This is a genomic window from Bifidobacterium oedipodis (genome assembly GCF_012932425.1).
In the GTDB taxonomy this organism is placed as follows: Bacteria; Actinomycetota; Actinomycetes; order Actinomycetales; family Bifidobacteriaceae; genus Bifidobacterium; species Bifidobacterium oedipodis.
Genome location: NZ_JAAIII010000004.1, coordinates 259289 through 279446, shown reverse-complemented (window position 1 = coordinate 279446; position 20158 = coordinate 259289). Strand labels below are relative to the sequence as shown.

At 57.0% G+C, this 20158-nt stretch carries 14 protein-coding genes; 10 read left to right on the top strand and 4 right to left on the bottom strand.

Annotated elements, in window-relative coordinates:
* Nucleotides 1-178: 178 nt before the first annotated feature.
* Nucleotides 179-496: an ATP-binding protein gene (locus G1C95_RS08105; RefSeq protein ID WP_169172437.1), complete on the top strand. Its 318-nt coding sequence runs from the start codon at nt 179-181 to the stop codon at nt 494-496.
* A gap of 33 nt (nt 497-529) precedes the next feature.
* Here G1C95_RS08105 and G1C95_RS08100 read toward each other — a convergent pair whose 3' ends face one another.
* Entirely contained in the window at nt 530-1405 is an 876-nt protein-coding gene (locus tag G1C95_RS08100) for an AraC family transcriptional regulator (protein ID WP_169172436.1), read from the bottom strand.
* 155 nt (nt 1406-1560) lie between these two features.
* On the opposite strand from G1C95_RS08100, the gene G1C95_RS08095 reads away from it, so the two are divergent.
* Nucleotides 1561-4956 (top strand): DUF5107 domain-containing protein, encoded by a 3396-nt coding sequence (locus G1C95_RS08095; RefSeq protein WP_169172435.1) that lies wholly within the window; start codon nt 1561-1563, stop codon nt 4954-4956.
* Between the two features lie 110 nt (nt 4957-5066).
* Here G1C95_RS08095 and G1C95_RS08090 read toward each other — a convergent pair whose 3' ends face one another.
* Entirely contained in the window at nt 5067-6266 is a 1200-nt protein-coding gene (locus G1C95_RS08090; protein WP_169172434.1) for an aldose epimerase family protein, read from the bottom strand.
* A 226-nt stretch (nt 6267-6492) separates the two neighbouring features.
* Between G1C95_RS08090 and G1C95_RS08085 the strand changes: the two genes are divergently transcribed.
* Together G1C95_RS08085 and G1C95_RS08080 are read left to right on the top strand one after the other, a co-directional pair.
* Nucleotides 6493-7206, top strand: a complete 714-nt coding sequence (locus G1C95_RS08085; protein ID WP_169172433.1) for an HAD family hydrolase — start codon at nt 6493-6495, stop codon at nt 7204-7206.
* Between the two features lie 55 nt (nt 7207-7261).
* A complete protein-coding gene (locus G1C95_RS08080) occupies nt 7262-8224 on the top strand; it encodes a family 43 glycosylhydrolase (RefSeq protein WP_169172432.1) in 963 nt (320 codons plus the stop codon).
* Between the two features lie 101 nt (nt 8225-8325).
* Here the strand turns inward: G1C95_RS08080 and G1C95_RS08075 are convergent, their stop codons facing one another.
* On the bottom strand, nt 8326-9900 hold the full coding sequence (locus G1C95_RS08075; RefSeq protein ID WP_169172431.1) for an alpha-N-arabinofuranosidase: 1575 nt from the start codon (nt 9898-9900) through the stop codon (nt 8326-8328).
* Between the two features lie 227 nt (nt 9901-10127).
* Between G1C95_RS08075 and G1C95_RS08070 the strand changes: the two genes are divergently transcribed.
* Nucleotides 10128-12476, top strand: coding sequence for an alpha-L-arabinofuranosidase C-terminal domain-containing protein (locus G1C95_RS08070; RefSeq protein WP_169172430.1), 2349 nt, complete (start codon nt 10128-10130; stop codon nt 12474-12476).
* Nucleotides 12477-12563: 87 nt separating this feature from the next.
* Here G1C95_RS08070 and G1C95_RS08065 read toward each other — a convergent pair whose 3' ends face one another.
* Nucleotides 12564-13466: a LysR family transcriptional regulator gene (locus G1C95_RS08065; RefSeq protein ID WP_169172429.1), complete on the bottom strand. Its 903-nt coding sequence runs from the start codon at nt 13464-13466 to the stop codon at nt 12564-12566.
* 152 nt (nt 13467-13618) lie between these two features.
* Here G1C95_RS08065 and G1C95_RS08060 point away from each other — a divergent pair, with 152 nt between their 5' ends.
* Genes G1C95_RS08060 through G1C95_RS08040 form a run of 5 tightly spaced genes read left to right on the top strand, consistent with a single transcriptional unit; the run spans nt 13619 to nt 20135 of the window.
* Nucleotides 13619-14743 carry a carcinine hydrolase/isopenicillin-N N-acyltransferase family protein gene (locus G1C95_RS08060; protein WP_169172428.1) on the top strand — a complete coding sequence of 375 codons (1125 nt, stop codon included), beginning with the start codon at nt 13619-13621 and terminating at the stop codon, nt 14741-14743.
* Nucleotides 14744-14772: 29 nt separating this feature from the next.
* Complete coding sequence (locus G1C95_RS08055; protein ID WP_169172427.1) at nt 14773-16200, top strand: phenylacetate--CoA ligase family protein; 1428 nt, start codon at nt 14773-14775, stop codon at nt 16198-16200.
* A gap of 18 nt (nt 16201-16218) precedes the next feature.
* On the top strand, nt 16219-17049 hold the full coding sequence (locus tag G1C95_RS08050; RefSeq protein ID WP_169172426.1) for an ABC transporter ATP-binding protein: 831 nt from the start codon (nt 16219-16221) through the stop codon (nt 17047-17049).
* A 7-nt stretch (nt 17050-17056) separates the two neighbouring features.
* The gene (locus G1C95_RS08045; protein ID WP_169172425.1) at nt 17057-19480 is read left to right on the top strand and encodes an FtsX-like permease family protein; all 2424 of its coding nucleotides are present in this window, start codon (nt 17057-17059) and stop codon (nt 19478-19480) included.
* On the top strand, nt 19473-20135 hold the full coding sequence (locus tag G1C95_RS08040; protein WP_169172424.1) for a LysE family translocator: 663 nt from the start codon (nt 19473-19475) through the stop codon (nt 20133-20135). Before G1C95_RS08045 ends, G1C95_RS08040 begins: the two co-directional genes overlap by 8 nt.
* Nucleotides 20136-20158: the final 23 nt, after the last annotated feature.

Genomic DNA, 20158 nt, shown 5'->3' with positions numbered 1-20158 from the left:
GGGCAGCGGGATGCGAGGCGATGACACATCCGTGAGGATGCGCCCTCTTTTAGCATTGGTTGAAAACCGTTGCAATCATTGACGTTCTCAATGATACTTGCAGATTTTGGTAATCCGTACTTGCGGATTATGGTAATTTCTACTTATTGAGGATTTGCTTGTTTCGCCTCATCTGAGCATGGTATTCGAGAATCTGATCGTCGCCGAAACTATGAAACGACATTTCAATGAAGGGCATGATCCCCGACTCATGTTCTACCGTGATGACAGCAAGATCGAGGTGGATCTTTTTGACTACACGGATATGCATCATCCGCAGATAATTGAAATTAAATCCGGTCAGACCTATCATGACCGTTTCGCGAAGAGCCTTGGCACGGTGGGTGAACAGCTCAGTGTGCCGGCAAACGAACGGTACGTCGTGGCGCGGGTGGCCGATAGTTTTCAATCGAATGGTATCCGGGTAGTGAGCGCAGCTGATTGGTTGAAACGATAGCTGACTGCACCGTCAGAACGTGTTGCATTGATACTAATTATTGTTTTCGCCATGCTTTGACTGTTGCCGAAATTGCATAGGAGTGATGCCCGTGCTGCGTTTGAACGCGGCACACAATGCGCTTGGTGCGGAGAATCCGCAATCGGCACAGATACGTTGCAGTGATGCATCGGAATTGGCGAGCATGTATTTCGCAGCGTTGACGCGCGCATCCATGATGTAGGCGTGCGGCGTGTACCCGACGTTCTTCTTGAATGCCCGGATGAAATGATATTCACTCATGAACGCCTGAGCGGCAAGTTCCTGAACTGGCAACGGTTCGGACAGATGCGCTGTGATATAGGCAAGAACGTCTTCGAATACCGCGGATTGCGGAGCGTCATCGCGGTCGTCTGATGATGCGGTGCTTGCAGCGATTGCGCAGGCCGTAAGCACGTCGGTAATGAGTTTGGCCAACGTGGGCTCCGTAATGGGCTGAGATTGCTCGAATATGCGATACAGGCGATTCAACCGTGTAGCGGCATATGTTGCGTCGCGCAGTGTGATGACGGGAGAGTGTTGCGTGATGAGATCGAAATATCCGCGCGCGTTGACGCCATCGAAATGCAGCCACAGCACCTCGCTATCCGTAGGGAATGAATAAGCGTGCGGCGCATAGCAATCGATTAATACGAATTGACCGGATCGTGCGGTGAATGTTCCAGAACTGACGGTAATGGTGGCCGTGCCGCGAATGATGGTCATCACGAGAAAACTGTCAAATGAACGACGTGACTGACGATAGCCGGCCTGGTAATGGAAATGCCCTACGCGCAGCGGGTAGAGCAACGCGTGCCTCGCCATCATGCTGGGAGTATAGATAAAGAAGTCAGAATCCTCATCGATGATATTGCGTTCCGCAGGTTTCATGCCGCTTGCTCCTTGAATGTGACAAAGAATAGGCTGAATAGCAATTTTTATTAATGATAGCGCAAAGATACAAGGTATTGCAATGATATACGCATATAAGCTGGTGAAGGAAATCAACATAGAAGTTGTGTTGGCAAGGCAAGCAAGGAGTGCATATGCGTCAGTCGGATGTAAGTGTCAGCGACACCGTCATCACCATTCCCACCTATGAGATCGGGGCGCCGGATAAGAACCCTCAGTTCATTGAGAAGCGTGTCTACCAAGGCTCGACGGGCAAGGTGTATCCGTATCCGGTGATCGAGTCCATCAAAGACGAGAAAACCGACAAGCAATACAAGGCGGTCATTATCGAGAACGAGTATCTTGAGGTGACGGTGCTGCCCGAACTGGGCGGTCGCATCCAGTATGCGAGGGACAAGACCAACGGCTACGACTTCGTGTACCGCAATGATGTGATCAAGCCGGCGCTGGTCGGCCTGACCGGCCCGTGGATCTCCGGTGGCATCGAGTTCAACTGGCCACAGCACCACCGTCCGACCACGTACATGCCGGTGGACTACCAATTGGTTGATTTGCCTGATGGCGGCAGGGGCGTGCAGTGCCATGACGTCGACCAGATCCACGGCACCGAGGTCGTCACCACCATCGCGCTGCATCCGGGCAAGGCATACATTGAGATCACCGGCGATCTGTACAACGGCACCAGTTTCCCGCAGACCTTCCTGTGGTGGGCCAACCCGGCCGTGCCGGTCAACGAGCACACGCGCACCGTCATGCCGCCGGACGTGACCGCCGTGATGGATCACGGCAAGCGCGACGTCTCCCGTTATCCGATCGCCACGGGCACGTATTACAAGCACGACTATTCCGAGGGTGTGGATATCGGGCGCTACAAGAATGTGCCGGTGCCGACCTCCTACATGGCGGCCGGTAGCGAGTACGATTTCGTGGGCGGCTATGATTTCGGCGTGGGCGCGGGCATCCTGCATTACGCCGACCATCACATCAGCCCGGGCAAGAAGCAGTGGGTGTGGGGCTGCGGTGATTTCGGCCAGGCATGGGACAGGAACCTCACGGACGAGAATGGCCCGTATGCGGAGCTTATGACCGGCGTGTACACCGATAACCAGCCCGATTTCACCTGGCTCAAGCCGTTCGAGTCGAAGAAGTTCACGCAGTACTTCATGCCGTACAAGGGCGTGGGATTGGTCAAGAATGCCACGCTTGATGCCGCGGTGAATCTCGAGTTCGGTCCGGTGGATCCGGCGAAGGCCGCGGGGGAGCGCGAGGGCGTCGACGGCGAGGGACTAACCGCCGGACAGGGACGCGTCACCGTATACGCCACGCAGCTGTTTGAGCATGCTCGTATCACAGTGAGTGCTTCCGATAAGAACGGTGCCGGTGCGCCGGGAGTGAGTGAGACATCTGAACGCGTGCTGTTCGAAAAAAACGTACTCCTCTCACCGGTCGATGTCCAGCGCTTCGAATTCGACACAGACGGCATCGAAGCGACTCTGATCACTGTCAGCGTTCGTGACCTTGAAACCGGGCGCACGTTGGTGCACTACACACCGCAACCAGAGAAGATCGACAAACTACCCGAGCCCGCGCAGGCCGCCGCCGCACCCGCAGACATCGCCACCAACGAGGAACTGTTCCTCACCGCGCAGCATCTGGAACAGTACCGTCACGCGACGTATCTGCCCGACCCCTACTATCTGGAAGGCCTCAAACGCGATCCCGGCGACGCACGCATCAACAACGCCTATGGTCTGCTGCTTATGCGCCGCGGCGTATTCGACACAGCCAAGGAGCATTTCGAGCGGGCGATCGAACGGCTGACCTGGCGCAACCCCAACCCCTACGATTCCGCAGCATACTGCAACCTCGGTTTGGCCGAACGCTTCCTCGGCAATGACAATGAAGCATTCGATGCGTTCTACAAAGCCATATGGGACGGCGCTCAGCAGGAGACGGCCTACTATCATATGGCCGCGCTCGCCGCCAAACGTGGCGCATGGACTGAGGCGCTCGACTATGTGGAGCGTGGTTTGGTGAGGAACGCCAAGAATATGCGCGCCCGTGGTCTCAAAGCCTACCTGTTGCGCATGCTGGGGCGTTCTCAAGAGGCCGGTGCCCAGCTTGCTGAGAATCTTGCCGCTGATGTGTTCGATTTCGTCTCTGGCTACGAGCAGTTCCTGACGAACGGGGACGAGCGAGTGTTCGCGTTGATGCGTGGTTTCGCGCAGAATTACCTCAAAACAGCCCGCGAATACGCGTCGTTCGGTGCATGGGACGAGGCGCTGGGCGTGCTGTCACATGCTGATCAGCATGATCCCATGGTGAACTATTATCAGGCGTACTATCACGACATCCTGGGGCACGACGATCAGGCGCAACGATATGCGGCATTGGCCGAACAAGCCGACAGCTACTGCTGCTTCCCGAACAAACTTGAGGACATCGCCGTGCTGCGCCGAGCCATGGAACTCGGTGCTGAGGCCAAGGCTCCGTATTATCTCGGTTGTCTGTATTATGACCGTCTGCAGTTCGACGCCGCCATCGCATTGTGGGAGCGCAGCAAGGCTGCGGACCCGGCCTTCCCGACTGTGCACCGCAACCTGTCGCTGGCTTACTACAACAAGCGGCATGATGCGGGCAAGGCGCTCGCCGAAATGAAGGAGGCGTTCCTTTTGGACGAGTCCGATCCACGTGTGTTCCTCGAACTCGACCAGCTGCACCGCACTTTGGGATGGAGCTACGAGCGCAGACTGGAGGAATTCGAACAGCACCTTGACGTGGTCAAGGGCCGTGACGATCTGACCATCGAGTATCTGACCGTGCTCAACCTCACCGGCAACCACGCCAAGGCCTACGAGCTCATGGGCAAGCGCCGGTTCCACCCATGGGAGGGCGGTGAAGGCAAGATCACCGCGCAGTATCGCATCGCGCTCACCCTGCTGGCCAAGGATGCCATGGCCGCCAAGGATTGGGTGCGGGCCAAGGAGTTGCTGGTTGAGGCGCAGACGTATCCGCATAACTTGGGCGAAGGCAAGCTCGAAGGGCAGAAGGACAACGACCTGCACTACTATCTGGGCGTGGTCGAACGCCAGTTGGGTGACGAACAGGCCGCGACGGCTGAGTTCCGTCGGGCGACCATCGGCCCCGACGAGGTGAAGGGCGCGATGTACTACAACGACCAGCCCGCCGAAATGATCCTCTTCCAGGGGCTGGCGCACCGGGCACTCGGCGAGACCGGCCCGGCCAACGCGCGCTTCTACCGTCTGCTCGACTTCGGTGAACAGCACTTGGGCGATAAGGTCGGCATCGAATACTTCGCCGTGTCTCTGCCTGACTTCCTCATCTACGACAAGGACTACACCAGAATGAACCACACGCACTGCGAGTACGTGATGGCCCTCGCCAACATCGGCCTGGGCAACACAGGCAAGGCGTGCGAACTGCTGTCCGAAGCCCTCGTTGAGGATCCGAGCCATATCCAAGCCAATCTATTCCTCGACGAACTCGAACACCGCCACACGCTGCGATAGTTCTAAGAGCGTGGTTCCCGATTCGAGTAATGCATGATGCGGGCGGTGAATCATCCTTTCGGATGTTTCCACCGCCCACATTGTTATCTGGGATCGTTGTTCAGGATCGGCTACGACTGGAATGTATAGCGAATCGTCATGCGATAGTGCTCACCAGCCTTGAGCAACGGTGACGGCGTCGTGCCGCCATGGGTGTTATTAATGGCATTGGGCACAAAGCCGGGCTCCAACGCGATGCCAGCACCCGGGCCGTAGACTTGCTGGTCACGTCCGACAATATGGTCGAACCAGCCAGCGGAATACACCACCAGCGCAGGTGCATCGCAACTCAACGTCATCGTGATGCCGCTACGTTCGCCGGTCAGCGTCGCCATTGGTGCAAGGGGAAGGTCGCTGTCGTGGGTGTTGTCATGGGCATCGTTGTAGGTGTTGGCGAAATCGAAAGCGTGATTATATCCCCGACCAATAGCTATCTGACGGTTATGCGGCGATGCGTCGATTGCGTCACGAAGCCTGCGGCCTTGCCGAAAATCAAAAGGCGTACTGTCAACCGGAGCGGCATCATAGGGAAGGAATGCCTCATCGGTGGGGAAGTAACGGTCTGCGGCAATGTGCAGCATATGGTTCATCGCATCGACTGGCTGATTGGTGATGTCGGCGATTGAGGATTGTCGCGTAGCTCCGTTGAGATTCCAATACGTGTGCGAGGTGAGATTACAGAGAGTATCTTGATCGCTGATTGCGTCGAATCTGATCTCCAACGCGTCGTCAGTCAGCGTGTAGGTTACGCGGGTGTTGAGCGTGCCCGGGAATCCCTGACTCATGTCGGGGCTGATGAACCGCAGGGTGACACTGCTGCCGTCGAATGAACCGTCATCGATCGTCCACAGGGTGCGTTCGAAACCGTGTGGCCCGCTGTGCGCGTTATTGCCGTTGTCATTGTCTGCCAACTGGTATTCGCGGCCGTCGATTGCGCATCGCGCGCCACTGATGCGGCTGGTGTTGCGCCCCATCACAGCACCCATGCACACATCATCGGCAAGATACGCATCCAACGATGGCAGTCCTAACACCACGTTGGTCGGTTGTCCATCAGCATTAGGAACGGTAAGCGAGGTCAGTCGCGCTCCGTATTCGATAATGGTTGCCGACAGCGAGCCGCTTTGCAACGTCACGCCGCGTATTGCGCGGCCGTCTGGCGACGATCCGGCGACGGCGATACCAGAATGAGGTGGTGCTGCTAGGACGTTAAGAGTATTGGTGACAGAATGGCTGGTGGTTTGCTCAGCCGTTATTGATGAATCGTTCATTGGTCGTACATCCATGTATTAGCGCCGGTTTGGTTAATCACTATATTCGTTCATCATTGTAGAGATGCTGGTGATTGCTGGTAGAAGGATTCTGCTCATTCATGTCGTGTAATTGTGCGTTTGTAATCAGCAAGTCTCACATAGGGGTGAAGTGGCCTGCGTAGCTGTAGGTTGGATTGTGTTGGCACGGCTTAGGCGATACGACAGACGAATAGGGAGAACGGCAATGAGTAATCGGCAAGCAAGGCATTCGTTGTTTCCTGCTGCCGTGCTGTGGGATATGGATGGCACGCTTATCGACTCAGACGGGCTATGGCTGGCAGCGGAACGGGCTGTGTATCGCGAATCAATAGCTGAACGTAGCGGGGCAGCGGTTCCTGAACTGTCTGCTGTAGCCGAGCGTGCACTCGAAGGAGCGAGTTTGCCGGAATGTGCCCGTGTGCTGAAAGCCGAAGGAGTCACCCTGCCACAAGAAGCGATTATCGAACGTTTGGTATCAACCGTTGAGCATGAGCTTGTTGCCGGCGGCGGCATTCCGTGGGCGGCTGGTGCGGTGGCGTTGCTGATGTCATTGGTTGAGGTTGGCATTCCGTCCGTACTGGTCACCGGCACTCCAATGCGTGTGGCCAGGCATGTGCTTGAGGCGGTGCCGCCGGGTTCTTTTGCCGGGGCGATTACCGGAGACAGTTCGTTGCCTGCAAAACCGGCGCCGGATCGGTACCGTGCTGCCGCGGATATGGCAGACGCGAATATTAAGGATTGTCTTGTGTTTGAGGATTCCGGGACCGGCATTCGCGCGGGTCTTGCCGCAGGGGCGACGGTTGTGGCGGTAACCGATCTCGCACGCATTCCCGCGCCTGAAGATTCGCGATATCGCCGTATCGCAAATTTCCTTGGACTTGACGCCGCCAAGCTCGCGCAACTGCGCAAGTGCTGGTAATCTAGGTAAGGTAAGAAACCGTTTTCATAACTAATGTGATTAAGGAGGATCCATTATGGTCACTCGATTCGGCGCGTTTTTGGCGCATGACACCGACGGCAACGTCGCCCAGCTGCATAGCCTTGGCGTGCAGCGGTTCGGCGACCGTTGGTATGCCTATGGCGAGAACAAAGTCAAGGGAAACCGCTTCCAAGGTGTGATGTGCTACAGCACCACCGACTTCGATACTTGGCAGTCGCACGGCATCGTGCTGGACGTACAACCGGACGGTGCCCTGTCTGCTGACATGATCGGCGAACGTCCGAAGGTACTGCACTGCCCGAGCACCGGCAAATACGTGATGATTATCCACGCGGAATCACCGGATTACCAGTATGCGCATCTGGGGTTCGCCATCGGCGACAGCCCTGTCGGTCCCTTTGAATTCCGCTACACCCTGCAGTGGAAGGGCTACATCAGCCGTGACATCGGCGTATTCCAAGACAAGGACGGATCTGGCTATGTGATGAGCGAGGATCGTGCCCACGGCTGCCATATCTACAAGCTTGCCGACGATTATCTGTCCATCGTGGAGGATGTGGCGTGCGAGCGTGCCACCGACTACCGGTTCGGTGTGGAAGCGCCGACCATCGTGCGTAAGGGCGACACCTACTACTGGTTCGGCTCCCTGCTGACCGGATGGTTCACCAACGACAACGTCTACGCCACGGCAAGCGACCTGCACGGCCCGTGGAGCGAATGGAAACTGTTCGCGCCCAAGGGCTCGCACACCTGGGACTCCCAGACCGATATCGTGATCCCGCTGGACGAAGACGAATACAACTCCGAGCACTTCCTGTTCATCGGCGACCGCTGGAACAAGGACGATCTGGGCAACTCCTATATGGTGCAGTTGCCGATTGAAATCGCAAACGGCGAGGCGAAGCTGGAGTGGAAGCCCGAATATGAGGGCGAGACGCATCGCTCCGATTTCGGCGGTGACGCCAGCGAAGAGCCTGATCCCGGTCAGTACCTGTGATCAGTACCTGCGATTGACGCATAATAACGAAGCGGGGCACATCCCAAATTGGTGGGTGCGCCCCGCTTCGCTATGTTGTGTTGTGCGTATGCCCTCCTTGATCAGCCGTGCAATGCGAAACGCAGCACCGTGACGGAGGCTGGGGAGAGCGTGACTGTACCGTCCTGCTGCAGTGTGCCATTCGTGGTGGTCGGCTCGATTGCATTCGGATGATCGAAATCATTGCGATCCGCAAGATCGCCGGTTAGCGTGCGAGCAGTGTAATCACCGAGCTCAAGCCCAAGCGCTTCGATGGCGACGGATTGCTCGTTGGCAGCATCATTGTTCACAATGTTCACGGTCAACGTGCGGCTGTTATCGTCCAGCGTCGCGGATGCGTCGATAAGCGGAATATCCGGATAATACCAGCCCTTGCGTCGCGTTGACTTGGTCCAGGTATCTACCGCTGTGGCATCTCGGTTCGGCAGGAACATTTCGGGAATAAACGAAATCGGCTGACGATAGTAGCGGTCGGTTCCCGGCTCCACCACCAGCGCCGGCAGCGTATTAACCAGCTGGGCCATATTGCACAGCGTTGCCACATCGGCGTTACGCAGGAAGATATTGAAATACTGGCCCACCAGCAGTGCGTCCGAAAGATTGTATGGACTGAAGGTGACGTTGTCCTCCTGATACCACGGGTTGTATTCGTCGAGCGCGATGCCGATCGGCTTGAGATTGCTGTGCTTGTGCTGCACAAGCTTAATATCCTGGCGCACAATCTGATAGGCGTCCTCCAGGAAACCCATGCCCTCGGCGAGGTAATAGTGGATTTCTTCTTGCGTCATATCGGCAAGCTTGTCACGGATGCGATCCTTGTAGTCGTTGCCGATATAGTCATGCATGGAGATGTAATCGATGTAGCCGAACATTTCGTCGAGCACGGTGCGATTCCAGTTGTCGGCTGGTTCGGGGTAGCGGCCGCCAGGTGCGGAATAGTAGCCGTCGATGATGGGGAAGTGCGCGCCGTTGGCCACGAGAATGATGTTCGGGTCGGCGGCTTTCATCGCCATGGCGAATTCACGGGCCTTCTTGACGTAATCGTGGCCGTTGTCGCAGTATCCCAGCTCCCATTTGCCTTCGATCTCGTTGCCGAGCGACCAGTATTTGACGTTGAAGGGTTCAGGGTGGCCGTTGGCGGCACGCTTGTCAGCCCACTGGCTGCCGACGGGCGCGTTGCAATACTCCACCCAGTTGCGGGCCTCCTCCACGGTGCCGGTTCCCATATTGACGCAAATGTAGGGTTCCGCGCCGATTTCCCGGCACCATTCGACGAACTCGTCGGTGCCGAAATCGTTCTGTGGTTCGCCGTAATAGCTGCGCCACAGGGTTTTCGGGCGGTTCTCCTTGGGGCCGATGCCATCGTAGAAATGATAGTAGGGTGCCCAACAACCGCCGGGGAAGCGCACGTTGGTGACGCCCATGGTTTTCGCGCCTTCCATAACATCCTTGCGGAACCCGCGCTCATCCGCAACGGGGGAATCGGGGTCGTAGACGCCGCCATAGATGCAGCGATGCAGATTTTCGAGGAACGAGCCGAACACGTTGGGATCCACGGTGCCGATGGTTCGGGCCGGGTTGATTACGATGCGATTCTCGCTGTTCTGCGTTGCTGCAGATGCCGTCGATATCGTCATTGATGCCACCTTCATAGTATCTGATAGAAAACGGTTACTATTTTATGGTAACGCAACGAATCAATGGTGGCAACCATATTGCAGCACTATTGCAAATTGCTGCGGAAATATAAGGATTCTGCTGTTGTGTGATGGTGTGTCGCACAATAGAAACCGTTATCATTCATGTGGAGTCGCGAGATAATGATGACAACGACGTCGCGGCACGGACGAAAGGACAACGCGGCATGACACTCGACAAACTAACAGCGCATAGAGGATCGACGGTGCGCAGCATCAATCCCGGAATGTGGGGCATCTTCTTCGAAGACATCAACTACGGTGCCGATGGAGGGCTCAACGCCGATCTTGTGCAGAACGGTGCTTTTGAATACAACTATGCCGACCATACGCAGTGGACCAACTATTCATTTTGGAACAAAGAGTATGCTCCGGGCACCTATGCTGCGTTTTCCATTAGCACGGATGATCCGGTTGCTGAAGAGAATCCTCATCATCCGGTGGTCGAAGTGGAAGGCGGACCAGCATGGCTGACCAACGATGGTTTCGACGGGATGACCTTCACGGCAGGGGAGCAGTATACCTTCTCAATGTGGGCCAAGGTAGAGGGCGCTCATGATCTGCCAGTGAATGTGCAGCTGCTGAATCAGCGCAGCGAGATTATCGGTTCGGCGCAAGTGATCGCAACGACAGGTCGATGGAACAAGGTTACGGCGACGCTGGAAGCCTGTGCGGACGAGACCTTGGGCGCATTGCGAATCGAATTCCCGCAATCCGGCATCTACGCCGTGGATTTCATCAGCCTAGAACCCACTCGGCTGTACAAGGGCTTGGAGCATTTTCGCTCTGATCTCGTGCAGGTGCTGGACGAACTGCGTCCGAGCTTCATGCGCTTCCCCGGCGGCTGCATTGTGCACGGCAACGGCATCGACAACGTCTACCATTGGAAGAACAGCGTCGGTGCGGTGGAGCATCGCAAACATAATTTCAATATCTGGGGCTACCACCAGAGCTTCCGCATCGGCTTCTATGAATATTTCCGCCTGTGCGAGACCATCGGTGCGGACCCCTTGCCGGTATTGCCCGCCGGCGTAACATGCCAAGGTACGCAAAAGGGGCCCGTTGCCTTTCCGCAAAGCGAGATGGGGCGGTACGTTCAGGATGTGCTCGACCTCATCGAATTCGCCAACGGCGACATCTCCACGCCGTGGGGCAAGGTGCGCGCCGATATGGGGCATCCAGCACCATTTGGCATGACTATGCTGGGCATCGGCAACGAGGATCAGATCGATGAGGCATTCAAGCGTCGGTTTGAACAGATTTATCATGCAGTCACCGAGGCGCACCCAGAAATCACCGTTGTCGGCACCTCCGGTGGATGGGAATATATGGATGGTCGCGCCTACGGCAACGCATTGGGCGTACCGATTCTCGACGAACATCCCTATCGTTCGCCGGCATGGTGGTTCCGGCACACGGATTTCTACGGCGAGACCAACGTGCCGCGCGGCGGCTCGACCATCTATGTGGGCGAATACGGATCCAACGAGAATTTCGCCCTGAACGGTCTTGCCGAAGCCTGCGCCATGCAATACATGGAATACAACGGCGACGCGGTATCCATGGCCTCCTACGCGCCGTTGTTCGCACGCAACGGTCACCACAAGTGGGTGCCCGATCTGATCTTCTTCGACGGCCAGCGTGCGTACCACACCTATAGCTATTGGGTGCAGCGCATGTTCATGCATACGCCAGCCGATAGTGTGCGTGAGGTGCTGCTGGACGGCCCTCAGCATATCGAACGTTACGTTGACGATACGATTAACTTCGCCATCGATTCACCTGCGGACACAGTGAACGACTGCACCGGCATCACGGTTACGTTGCCAGATGGACAGGTGGTTAATGTGCCAGATATGTACGTCGATGGTGCCGGATATTTCGACGCGGGACTCGATCTGCATGGTGATGCCTACACCCTCGATATGCATGTGAACCATGTGCTTGGCCGCCGGCCGGTGGCGCTGCGCTTGGGTGCAGGCAAAGGCCATAACCATTATTGGATTCATATGGATCGTTGGTGGCGTGTGATGTCTTGGGATGCTGCCAGCGGCGAATATGAAACCGCCCGCATCCCGTTCGACAACCATCGCGGCCCCTACCGCCCCGGCGACGAATATGACCTGCGTGTTGAAGTGAAGGATCGCGGTCGTCATATTCGGGTGTTCGTCAACGGCGAGCTCACGCTCGATGGCAAGGACTACGGGCTCAATGGCGTCGGTAACCCTGTCGAAAACCGTCGTTTCGTCACGATGGCCTGCAATACGAAACGTGGGGAAACCTATATTCGTGTGGTGAACGCGACGGCGGATGCGATGCAGGTCGACCTGCGCGACGTGTTGTCGGAATTCGATGGTTTGGATGCTGTTCATGTTGTGACATTGGCCGCCTCGGATCCGCGTGACGGCGGATTTGACGTCGAGGCACCCACATCACCGCAAACCACAACGGTTGATCTGAGTGCAGGAAGCTACGTCGCCGACCCGTGGAGTTTCTCCATACTCACTGTCCAGTGATGCTGCGATTTGCGATGCGTTGGGTGCTGGGCGTTCAGCGTGGCACCCAACGCATCGCGGCGCTTGGCTTATGCGCAAGCTATGGGCTTATAGGCTGAACGTGCTGCCCATGGCTGCCAATCGCGCACGCAGCGCGTCGAGGAAGACGGCGGCGGGGCGCGAGAAGGTACGCGAATTCTTCCAGATCAGTGCATGTCGCACGTTTAGACGTGGTTCGAGCGGGCGGAAGCACAGATTGCTTTCTTCGGAAGTGTTCGCAATCTGGTCGAAGCACAGGGCATAACCGACGCCCTCGCTGACCATCATCGCCGCGTTATACAGCAGGTTGTAGGTGCCGATGACGTTCAATCGCTCGGTGTTGGTGCCTTGCCATCCAGAGAGTTCGTTGGTCACCTTAGGCTGCGAGGAGACGAATACCGGCAGCCCATCAAGATCGGCCGGCATAATGGACTTCTGCTCGGCCAGCGGGCTGTCTTTGCGCATCAGCAGCCCCCATGTGTCGGTGGCTGGCAGTTCGATGTAATCATATTTCGCAGTGTCTGCGGGCATGGAAACCAGCGCAAAATCCAACAAGCCATTATCGAGCTGATCGGATACGGCCACGGCGTTGCCGCTGAACAGGTTGCAGCGGATGCGCGGATGCTGCTCCCTAAGGTCATGGGTGACCTGCCCCAACAGGCGCATGGCGTGGGATTCGCCGGCGCCGATATAGACGTCTCCGGCAATCTCGTCGGACATGGTGGATATTTCGGTGCTGGTGCGGTCGGTGAGTTCGATGATCTCCTGCGCGCGATCGCGCAAGAGTTCGCCTTCCGGTGTGAGAGTGATGGTGCGGCTGCCTCGGATGAACAGCTGCTTGCCGAGTTCCTCCTCCAACTCCCGAAGCTGACGTGAAAGCGTGGGCTGGGAAATCATTAGGATATCGGAGGCACCGGTGATGCTTTCCTCTTCGACGACGGCAAGAAAATACCGCAGGACTCTAAGATTCATCGATACCTCCAAGGACCAGAATGACGAAGGGTGTCTGGTGATTCATGCTCGTCGAGTATGGGTCGTTATCAAGTATAGACATTTGCTATGAATTTGACTCGCGTTTAGCCTGTGAACCAATCGAGTATCCATTGGCCCAGAGAGGAACGCGCATGACATCGCCGTTCAGATCACTCACACGTCTTGTTATTGCAGGCGCAACCGTTGCGGCGTTGCTCGCGACAACCGGCTGCGCGGCTCCCGCCAATGGCGAGCAAAGTGGTGCGTTATCGGATTCCGTGACGGTGACCGGCGGCTCTCATAGCGAAGCTGCAACACAGGTAACACTTGGTGACACGGTAACGAGCTTGGAAGAGGGACTGGATGCGACACGGTTCTCCGGCGACGACGGATTCTCCCAATTCCTCGATAAGGGCGGTGCATCCTCCGATGCGCAAGTGGTGCAATATCTAGGGCAACACATGCTCGCCGGCGAAGCCATCGGTGCCCTGATCGGCAACCTGTTCGGATGCAGCACCATCGCCGTGCGCAATACCAGCGACGGCTGGCTGTTCGGACGCAACTTCGACTGGGAAAACGTACAGGCAATGATTGTCGAATCCCATCCCGATGATGCCTACGCTTCCATTACTACGGTGAACATGGATTTTCTTGACCAAGGCTCCGATGGCATGCTGTCCAAACTCTCCGACCATGCACGCACCATCGCCGCATTATATGCGCCGCTTGATGGCATGAATGAGCGGGGCCTTGCCGTTTCGGTGAACATGATTCAGGATTCCGCAACTATCGATCAGAACACTGACAAACCCGATCTGACCACTACCACGGCGATTCGCCTGTTGCTCAACCAAGCCGCCAATGTTGACGAGGCATTGACGCTGCTGCGCGCGTATGACATGCACTCGTCCATGGGCATGATGATCCATTTAGCCATCGCCGACGCCGAAGGCAACAGTGTTGCCGTCGAGTACGTGAACAACGACATGGTAGTAATTGATACTTCCGTGCTCACCAACTTCTATCTTGCCGATGGCGACAAACACGGCATCGGCACTGAGGAATCGCACCAACGATACGATCAGCTGACCGATACGCTGCAACGCAAGCCACGCATGAGCATCGCCGAGGTGCGTGACGCACTTGACAGTGTCAGTAAGGACGACTTTGGTGGCTTCGCCTCCACCGAATGGAGCGTCATCTACGATCTGACCGAACACACCGCACGCTACTACCACCGTGAGGATTACACACACAGCTTCACCGTCGCGCTGTGACTGATTGTTTTCAGAAAGGATTTACCATTATGCCCAGTCTCGCTCTAGCCGGCAGATTCATTGCCGCCCACGCCCGCACTCGGTATTCACGCCAGCACATGAGTCGCTTACAAGATCGTATGCTGCGGCGCTTGCTCAACCATGCGTGGGATCATTCGCCGTATTACCGCGAGCGTTTCGCCGCCGCCGGCATCAGTCGCGCCGATCTTGCCACCATTGAACTGCACCGTTTGCCCACCATCGACAAGCAGGAACTGATGCAGCATTTCGACACGTTGGTCACCGATCCCGCATTGAAATTGGATGATCTACGTGCCTTTGATGCCGATGAATCCGATCCCGCATCCACCTACCTGGGGCGCTATCATGTGGTGCATTCTTCAGGCAGCACCGGCAAACCTGGATACTTCGTATATGACGATTGTGCATGGAATCGTATGCTTGCCGCCATCACCCGCGGCGCTTTATGGAACAGAAGTTTGCCATGGGTGGTGCGTTTCCTATTCAGGCGTCCACGCGTCGCCTTTATTGCCGCCACCGATGGCCGCTACGGCGGAGTGATGGCCGTAGGCGATGGCGTCAGCGACCTAGGACTGGAACAGATATCGCTTGATATCAATATGCCGTTGGAACAGTGGATTGTGCATATCAATGTGTTCAAGCCCACGGTGATTATCGGCTATCCGTCGGCAATCAAAATACTGATGAGAATGGTTGATGAAGGCCACATCCACATCAGCCCTGAGCGGATCATCTCTTGTGGCGAACCGATGGATCCTGGCCTGCGCGCCCAGATTACCAATACATTTGGCTGTGCAGTAATTAATTTCTACGGTGCCAGCGAATCCCTGGCGCTCGGCGTGGAAAGCGACCCGACGGATGGCATGGTGTTGTTTGACGATATGAACCTCATCGAAGTGGACGATGGGCAGATGTATCTCACATCGCTCACCAATTACACCCAACCGTTAATTCGCTATCGTATTTCCGATCGTCTCCAACTGATCGATAGCGAACGTGCCGCGGCACGATTCGATGGTGTTTCCTTGGCGGATCCCAGCCTAACGAATCGACAATATCCCTTTACTCGGTCTCATGTGTTGCTCAGTCGCAACGAAGATATGTTGTGGTTCGATGACGGGCGCGGCGGTCGAGAATTCCTGCATCCACTGGCTATCGAAGGCTTCTGCGTGGAAGGACTGCTGGACTATCAGTTCGCCAAAACCGGTGACAAGGCTTTCACGATGGTCGCCGAGCGTCGCGCACAAGCCGATGAGAACAATATCCGCACTCAAGTGGACGAGCAGATGCGGCAGATTTTGCACAGCAAACGTCTCGACCACATCGCCTTCGACATCATTTTTGTGGATCACATCATGCCCGATCCACGTACCGGCAAGAAACGATTGGTCGTCACCTGCCATTGTGACGCATCGACCATGGGAAAAGCCGTCTGACCAGAGGAAACACGTACTATGAACGAATCAGCCGTCAACAACCTTGTGACGCATCAACAGCCGGCCAACGAACCAACCCAGCACACAGACAACGTAGTGCTGCAGGGGCGTGCGCTTAACAAGCAATACCGGCAAAGCACAGAACAGACCGGCATCGTGCTTCATGACATTGATATCGACGTTCATGCCGGCGATTTCACCGTCATCATGGGTGCTTCAGGCGCAGGCAAATCCACGCTGCTGTATGTGCTCAGCGGTATGGATCAGCCCACAAGCGGTGAAGTGTATTACCAAGGTGCGCGCATCGATACGTTGGGGGAGCGGCGGATGGCGCAACTGCGCGCCAAGGAATTCGGATTCGTGTTCCAACAGCCGAATCTCATCGGCAACCTCACCCTGTTGGAGAACGTATGCCTCGCCGGTTATGTCGCGGCAGACCGCGATGGCGGCGAAGTGCGCACCGAGGCTGAACGTCTGCTGGAACGCATGCATGTTGCTCACGCCGCCCATCGTCTGCCGTCTGAGGTTTCCGGCGGCGAGGCACAACGCGCCGCCATCGCCCGTGCCGTCATCAACCATCCCGGCATGCTATTCGCGGACGAGCCGACCGGCGCGCTCAACCGACGCAACAGTGACGACGTACTTGATCTGCTGAGCGAACTGAATCGCAACGGGCAAAGCATCCTTATGGTTACCCATGATGTGCGTGCGGCCATCCGCTCCAACCGCGTGCTGTATGTGCGTGATGGCGAACTGCTCGGAGAGTTCCCGCTGGGCGTATACCGGCCGGACGACGCCAAAGCGCGTGAAATCTCGCTCACCGCCTGGCTGTCGGACATGGGATGGTGAGGCAAATATGGCATCGTTTTCACCACGTGCGCTGATTGTCGCGCTGCAATCCGCACTTCGTCGACACAAAGGCTCGCTGGCAGGCTTATTGACGTTGATGATTGTCGCCTCGGCTGCGCTCGCCACCATCCTGTCATTGCAGGCCAATGCCAACGCTTACGAACGGCATGAACTGCAGCGATTGGGATACGGCGACATCACCGTATGGGCATCGAATCTGCCTAGCGGCGACCCCACGCCGGTGACTGACGCATTGGAAGCGCTGAACGAGATCGAACGGGTCGGTGTGCAGACTTTGGTGTACTCCGATTATGAGGTCAACGGCGAACACTCCGACAGCGAAGGGCAGTTGATCGTCTACGATCCCGATCATTACGATTACCGACTGCTCAACGACGCTGTCAACGGCTACGAGAGCGGGCCTCGGAACCTCAAGACTGGTCAGGTGCTGGTCTCGCCTGCCATGCGTTCGATGTTCGATGTGCGCATCGGTGACACCATCGCTTTCCAGATTGTGCGCGGCGGGGCGGCGGAGGAATTCACCGTGGCCGGATACATTGAGGATCCGTTCATGGGTTCGTCGATGATCGGTATGAAAGGATTTCTTATTTCCGCCAGCGACATGCAACGGATTTCTGAACGCATTGAGCATGCCGGCATCGACGCACTTGGCCGCACCGGCGCGATGCTGCACATCAGCGCGAACCCCGCCGCGGGTCTAGACGCCTCGGCGTTGAATACACGCATCAACGAGGTGGACGGTTTGCGGCAGGTTGTTCAATCCGTGCATACCGTGGATGCGATCGCCGGATTCACCCTCACCGCACTTAACGCCTATGTCGGCATGCTGCTCGCCTTCGTGGTGGTGTTGATCGCGGTTGCCGGAGTGGTGCTTGGTGCCTCCATCAACGCTGACATCGAGCAGGACGCGCATGTGCTCGGCATATACAAGGCATTGGGTTGCACCACCGGCATGCTGCGCATCCTGCTGATTATCCAGCACATGCTCGGTATTGTGCTTGGTGTAATCGTCGGTGCAATGGTCTCATTGTGGACTGTACGACTTGCGACGCGTACAACGGTAGACTCTACAGGATTGCTGGTGCCGTCTACCTTCCCGATTGGACGATACCTAGCGTGCGCGGGCGTCATCATCGTGACGTTCGCAGCATTCATCCTTGTTAAGACGAGACGTTTGGCGTGCATCACACCCTTGCATGCCATTCAGGGGTCGATGATGTCGGATGCGTTTGCTGGTCCGGCCTCATCCCAATCCCAATCCAAGCGACTCGGCAGTACTTCCCGGCGTCCGTCATTGCGGGCGCATGCGCTCGGTTGGTCCATGGCCGTTCGCCAACTGCACGACGGTCGCCGTTGGTATGCGGGCGCATGCATGGTGGTGGCGCTGATCGTACTGCTGTCGTCGATGGTGGTGCGTGTGGACGCCTGGCTGGGCTCCGATGGACGTGGCCTGATGGACGCGTTCAATCCGGCGGACATGGATATCGGCGTGCAATGCATCGGCGACTGCACCGTGGATCAAGCGCGGGCAATCATCGAATCGCACACGGGTGTGAGCGACGAATACGAGCTCGCGATGCCGGGCGTGGCACTGAACGGCACCGATATGACCGCCAACGTGATCACTGAGCCGGAACGTTTCCACATACTTGAAGGCACGACCAGTCAGGCTGCCGATCAGGCGGTGATCACCGAATTCGTCAGCCGTGATCTCGGCGTAGGGCTTGGTGACACCGTGACATTGAGCTCCGATCAAGGCAGTGCGCAGTATACGGTCGTCGGCATCTATCAGTGCGCCAACGACATGGGACTGAACGTGGGACTGAGTGCCGAAGGCTATGCGCGCATCGGCCGGGACAACCCGCAGATGTGGTGCCACCACTTCTTCCTCACGGATGAAGGCACCAAACAGGAGGTGTTGCGCTCGTTGCAGGACACGTTCGGAGGCAACGCTTACGTGCATGAGAACGCATGGCCTGGCCTGTATGGCATCGTCGCCGCGATGCGCATGCTGGTCGTGGCAATGATCGCGGTTGTGACGCTGGTTATGTTCGTTGCCGTGGCGCTGTCCGGCTCGAAGATCCTGATACGTGAACGCCACGATCTTGTCGTCTGCCGCCTGATCGGCTTGTCCGCACGACGGTTGCGTGCCTCCTTCTCCATCCGTTTCGCCTTGGTAGCGGCTCTCGGCGCGGCTATTGGCACAGTCGTAGCGGTTTTTGCCACCGATCCACTGACCGGCTCACTGCTGCGATTGTACGGCGTCAGCGATTTCGCCTCCCATCCCGCATGGTGGCGTGTGCCGTTGCCGGGATTGCTTGCCGTCGCCTTGGCAGCTGTGTTTGCCTATCTGGTCTCCGGATCGATTCGACGTGTTGGTTTGCCGCGGGAGTTAGCCGGAGATGAGTGAGTTTTGCACCATGGCATTGTGCGGTCTGACCATCGGCCTCCTGTTCGGAGTGCCAGTCGGCTCAGTGGGCGCACTCGTGCTGCAACGCACATTAAGCCACGGCTTCCTCACTGGTCTACTGACCGGCGTCGGCTCGTCCGTGGCGGACTGCGCGTATGCCGCCGTCGGCGCATTCGGGCTGACGTTTATCTCCGAACCGTTGCTGCATTGGCGGACGCCCATCAGCGTGGTCGGTGGCCTGCTGATGATTGCGATGGGTATCGCATCATTACGCAAACAGCATGACGACGCCGCTGTGGCACCCCATGTTACGGCATCTCACGTTGCCACACCCTATGCGAACAATCTGGGCGTATTTCTTTCGGCTCTGGCCGTCGGCATCACGAATCCCGCAGCCATACTCGGATTCCTGTTCGCCTTCTCCCTGTTCGGCATCGCCGGGCCTCTTGGGCCGTTGCGAGGCGTCGCCTTAGTGGCGGGCATCCTGGCCGGCACGATGTGCTGGTGGCTGGCGCTGGCCGGCTCTGTTGCCAAACTACGTGGGCGATGCGCGCCAGGCACAGTAAGACGGCTGGAACGCTGTTTCGCTGTTCTGGTGGCGGCAATTGGTATCGGCGTATTTATCGTCGCGGCAATCGGACTGTTCACCCATTAGACACGTCGATCTGAACCAAATAC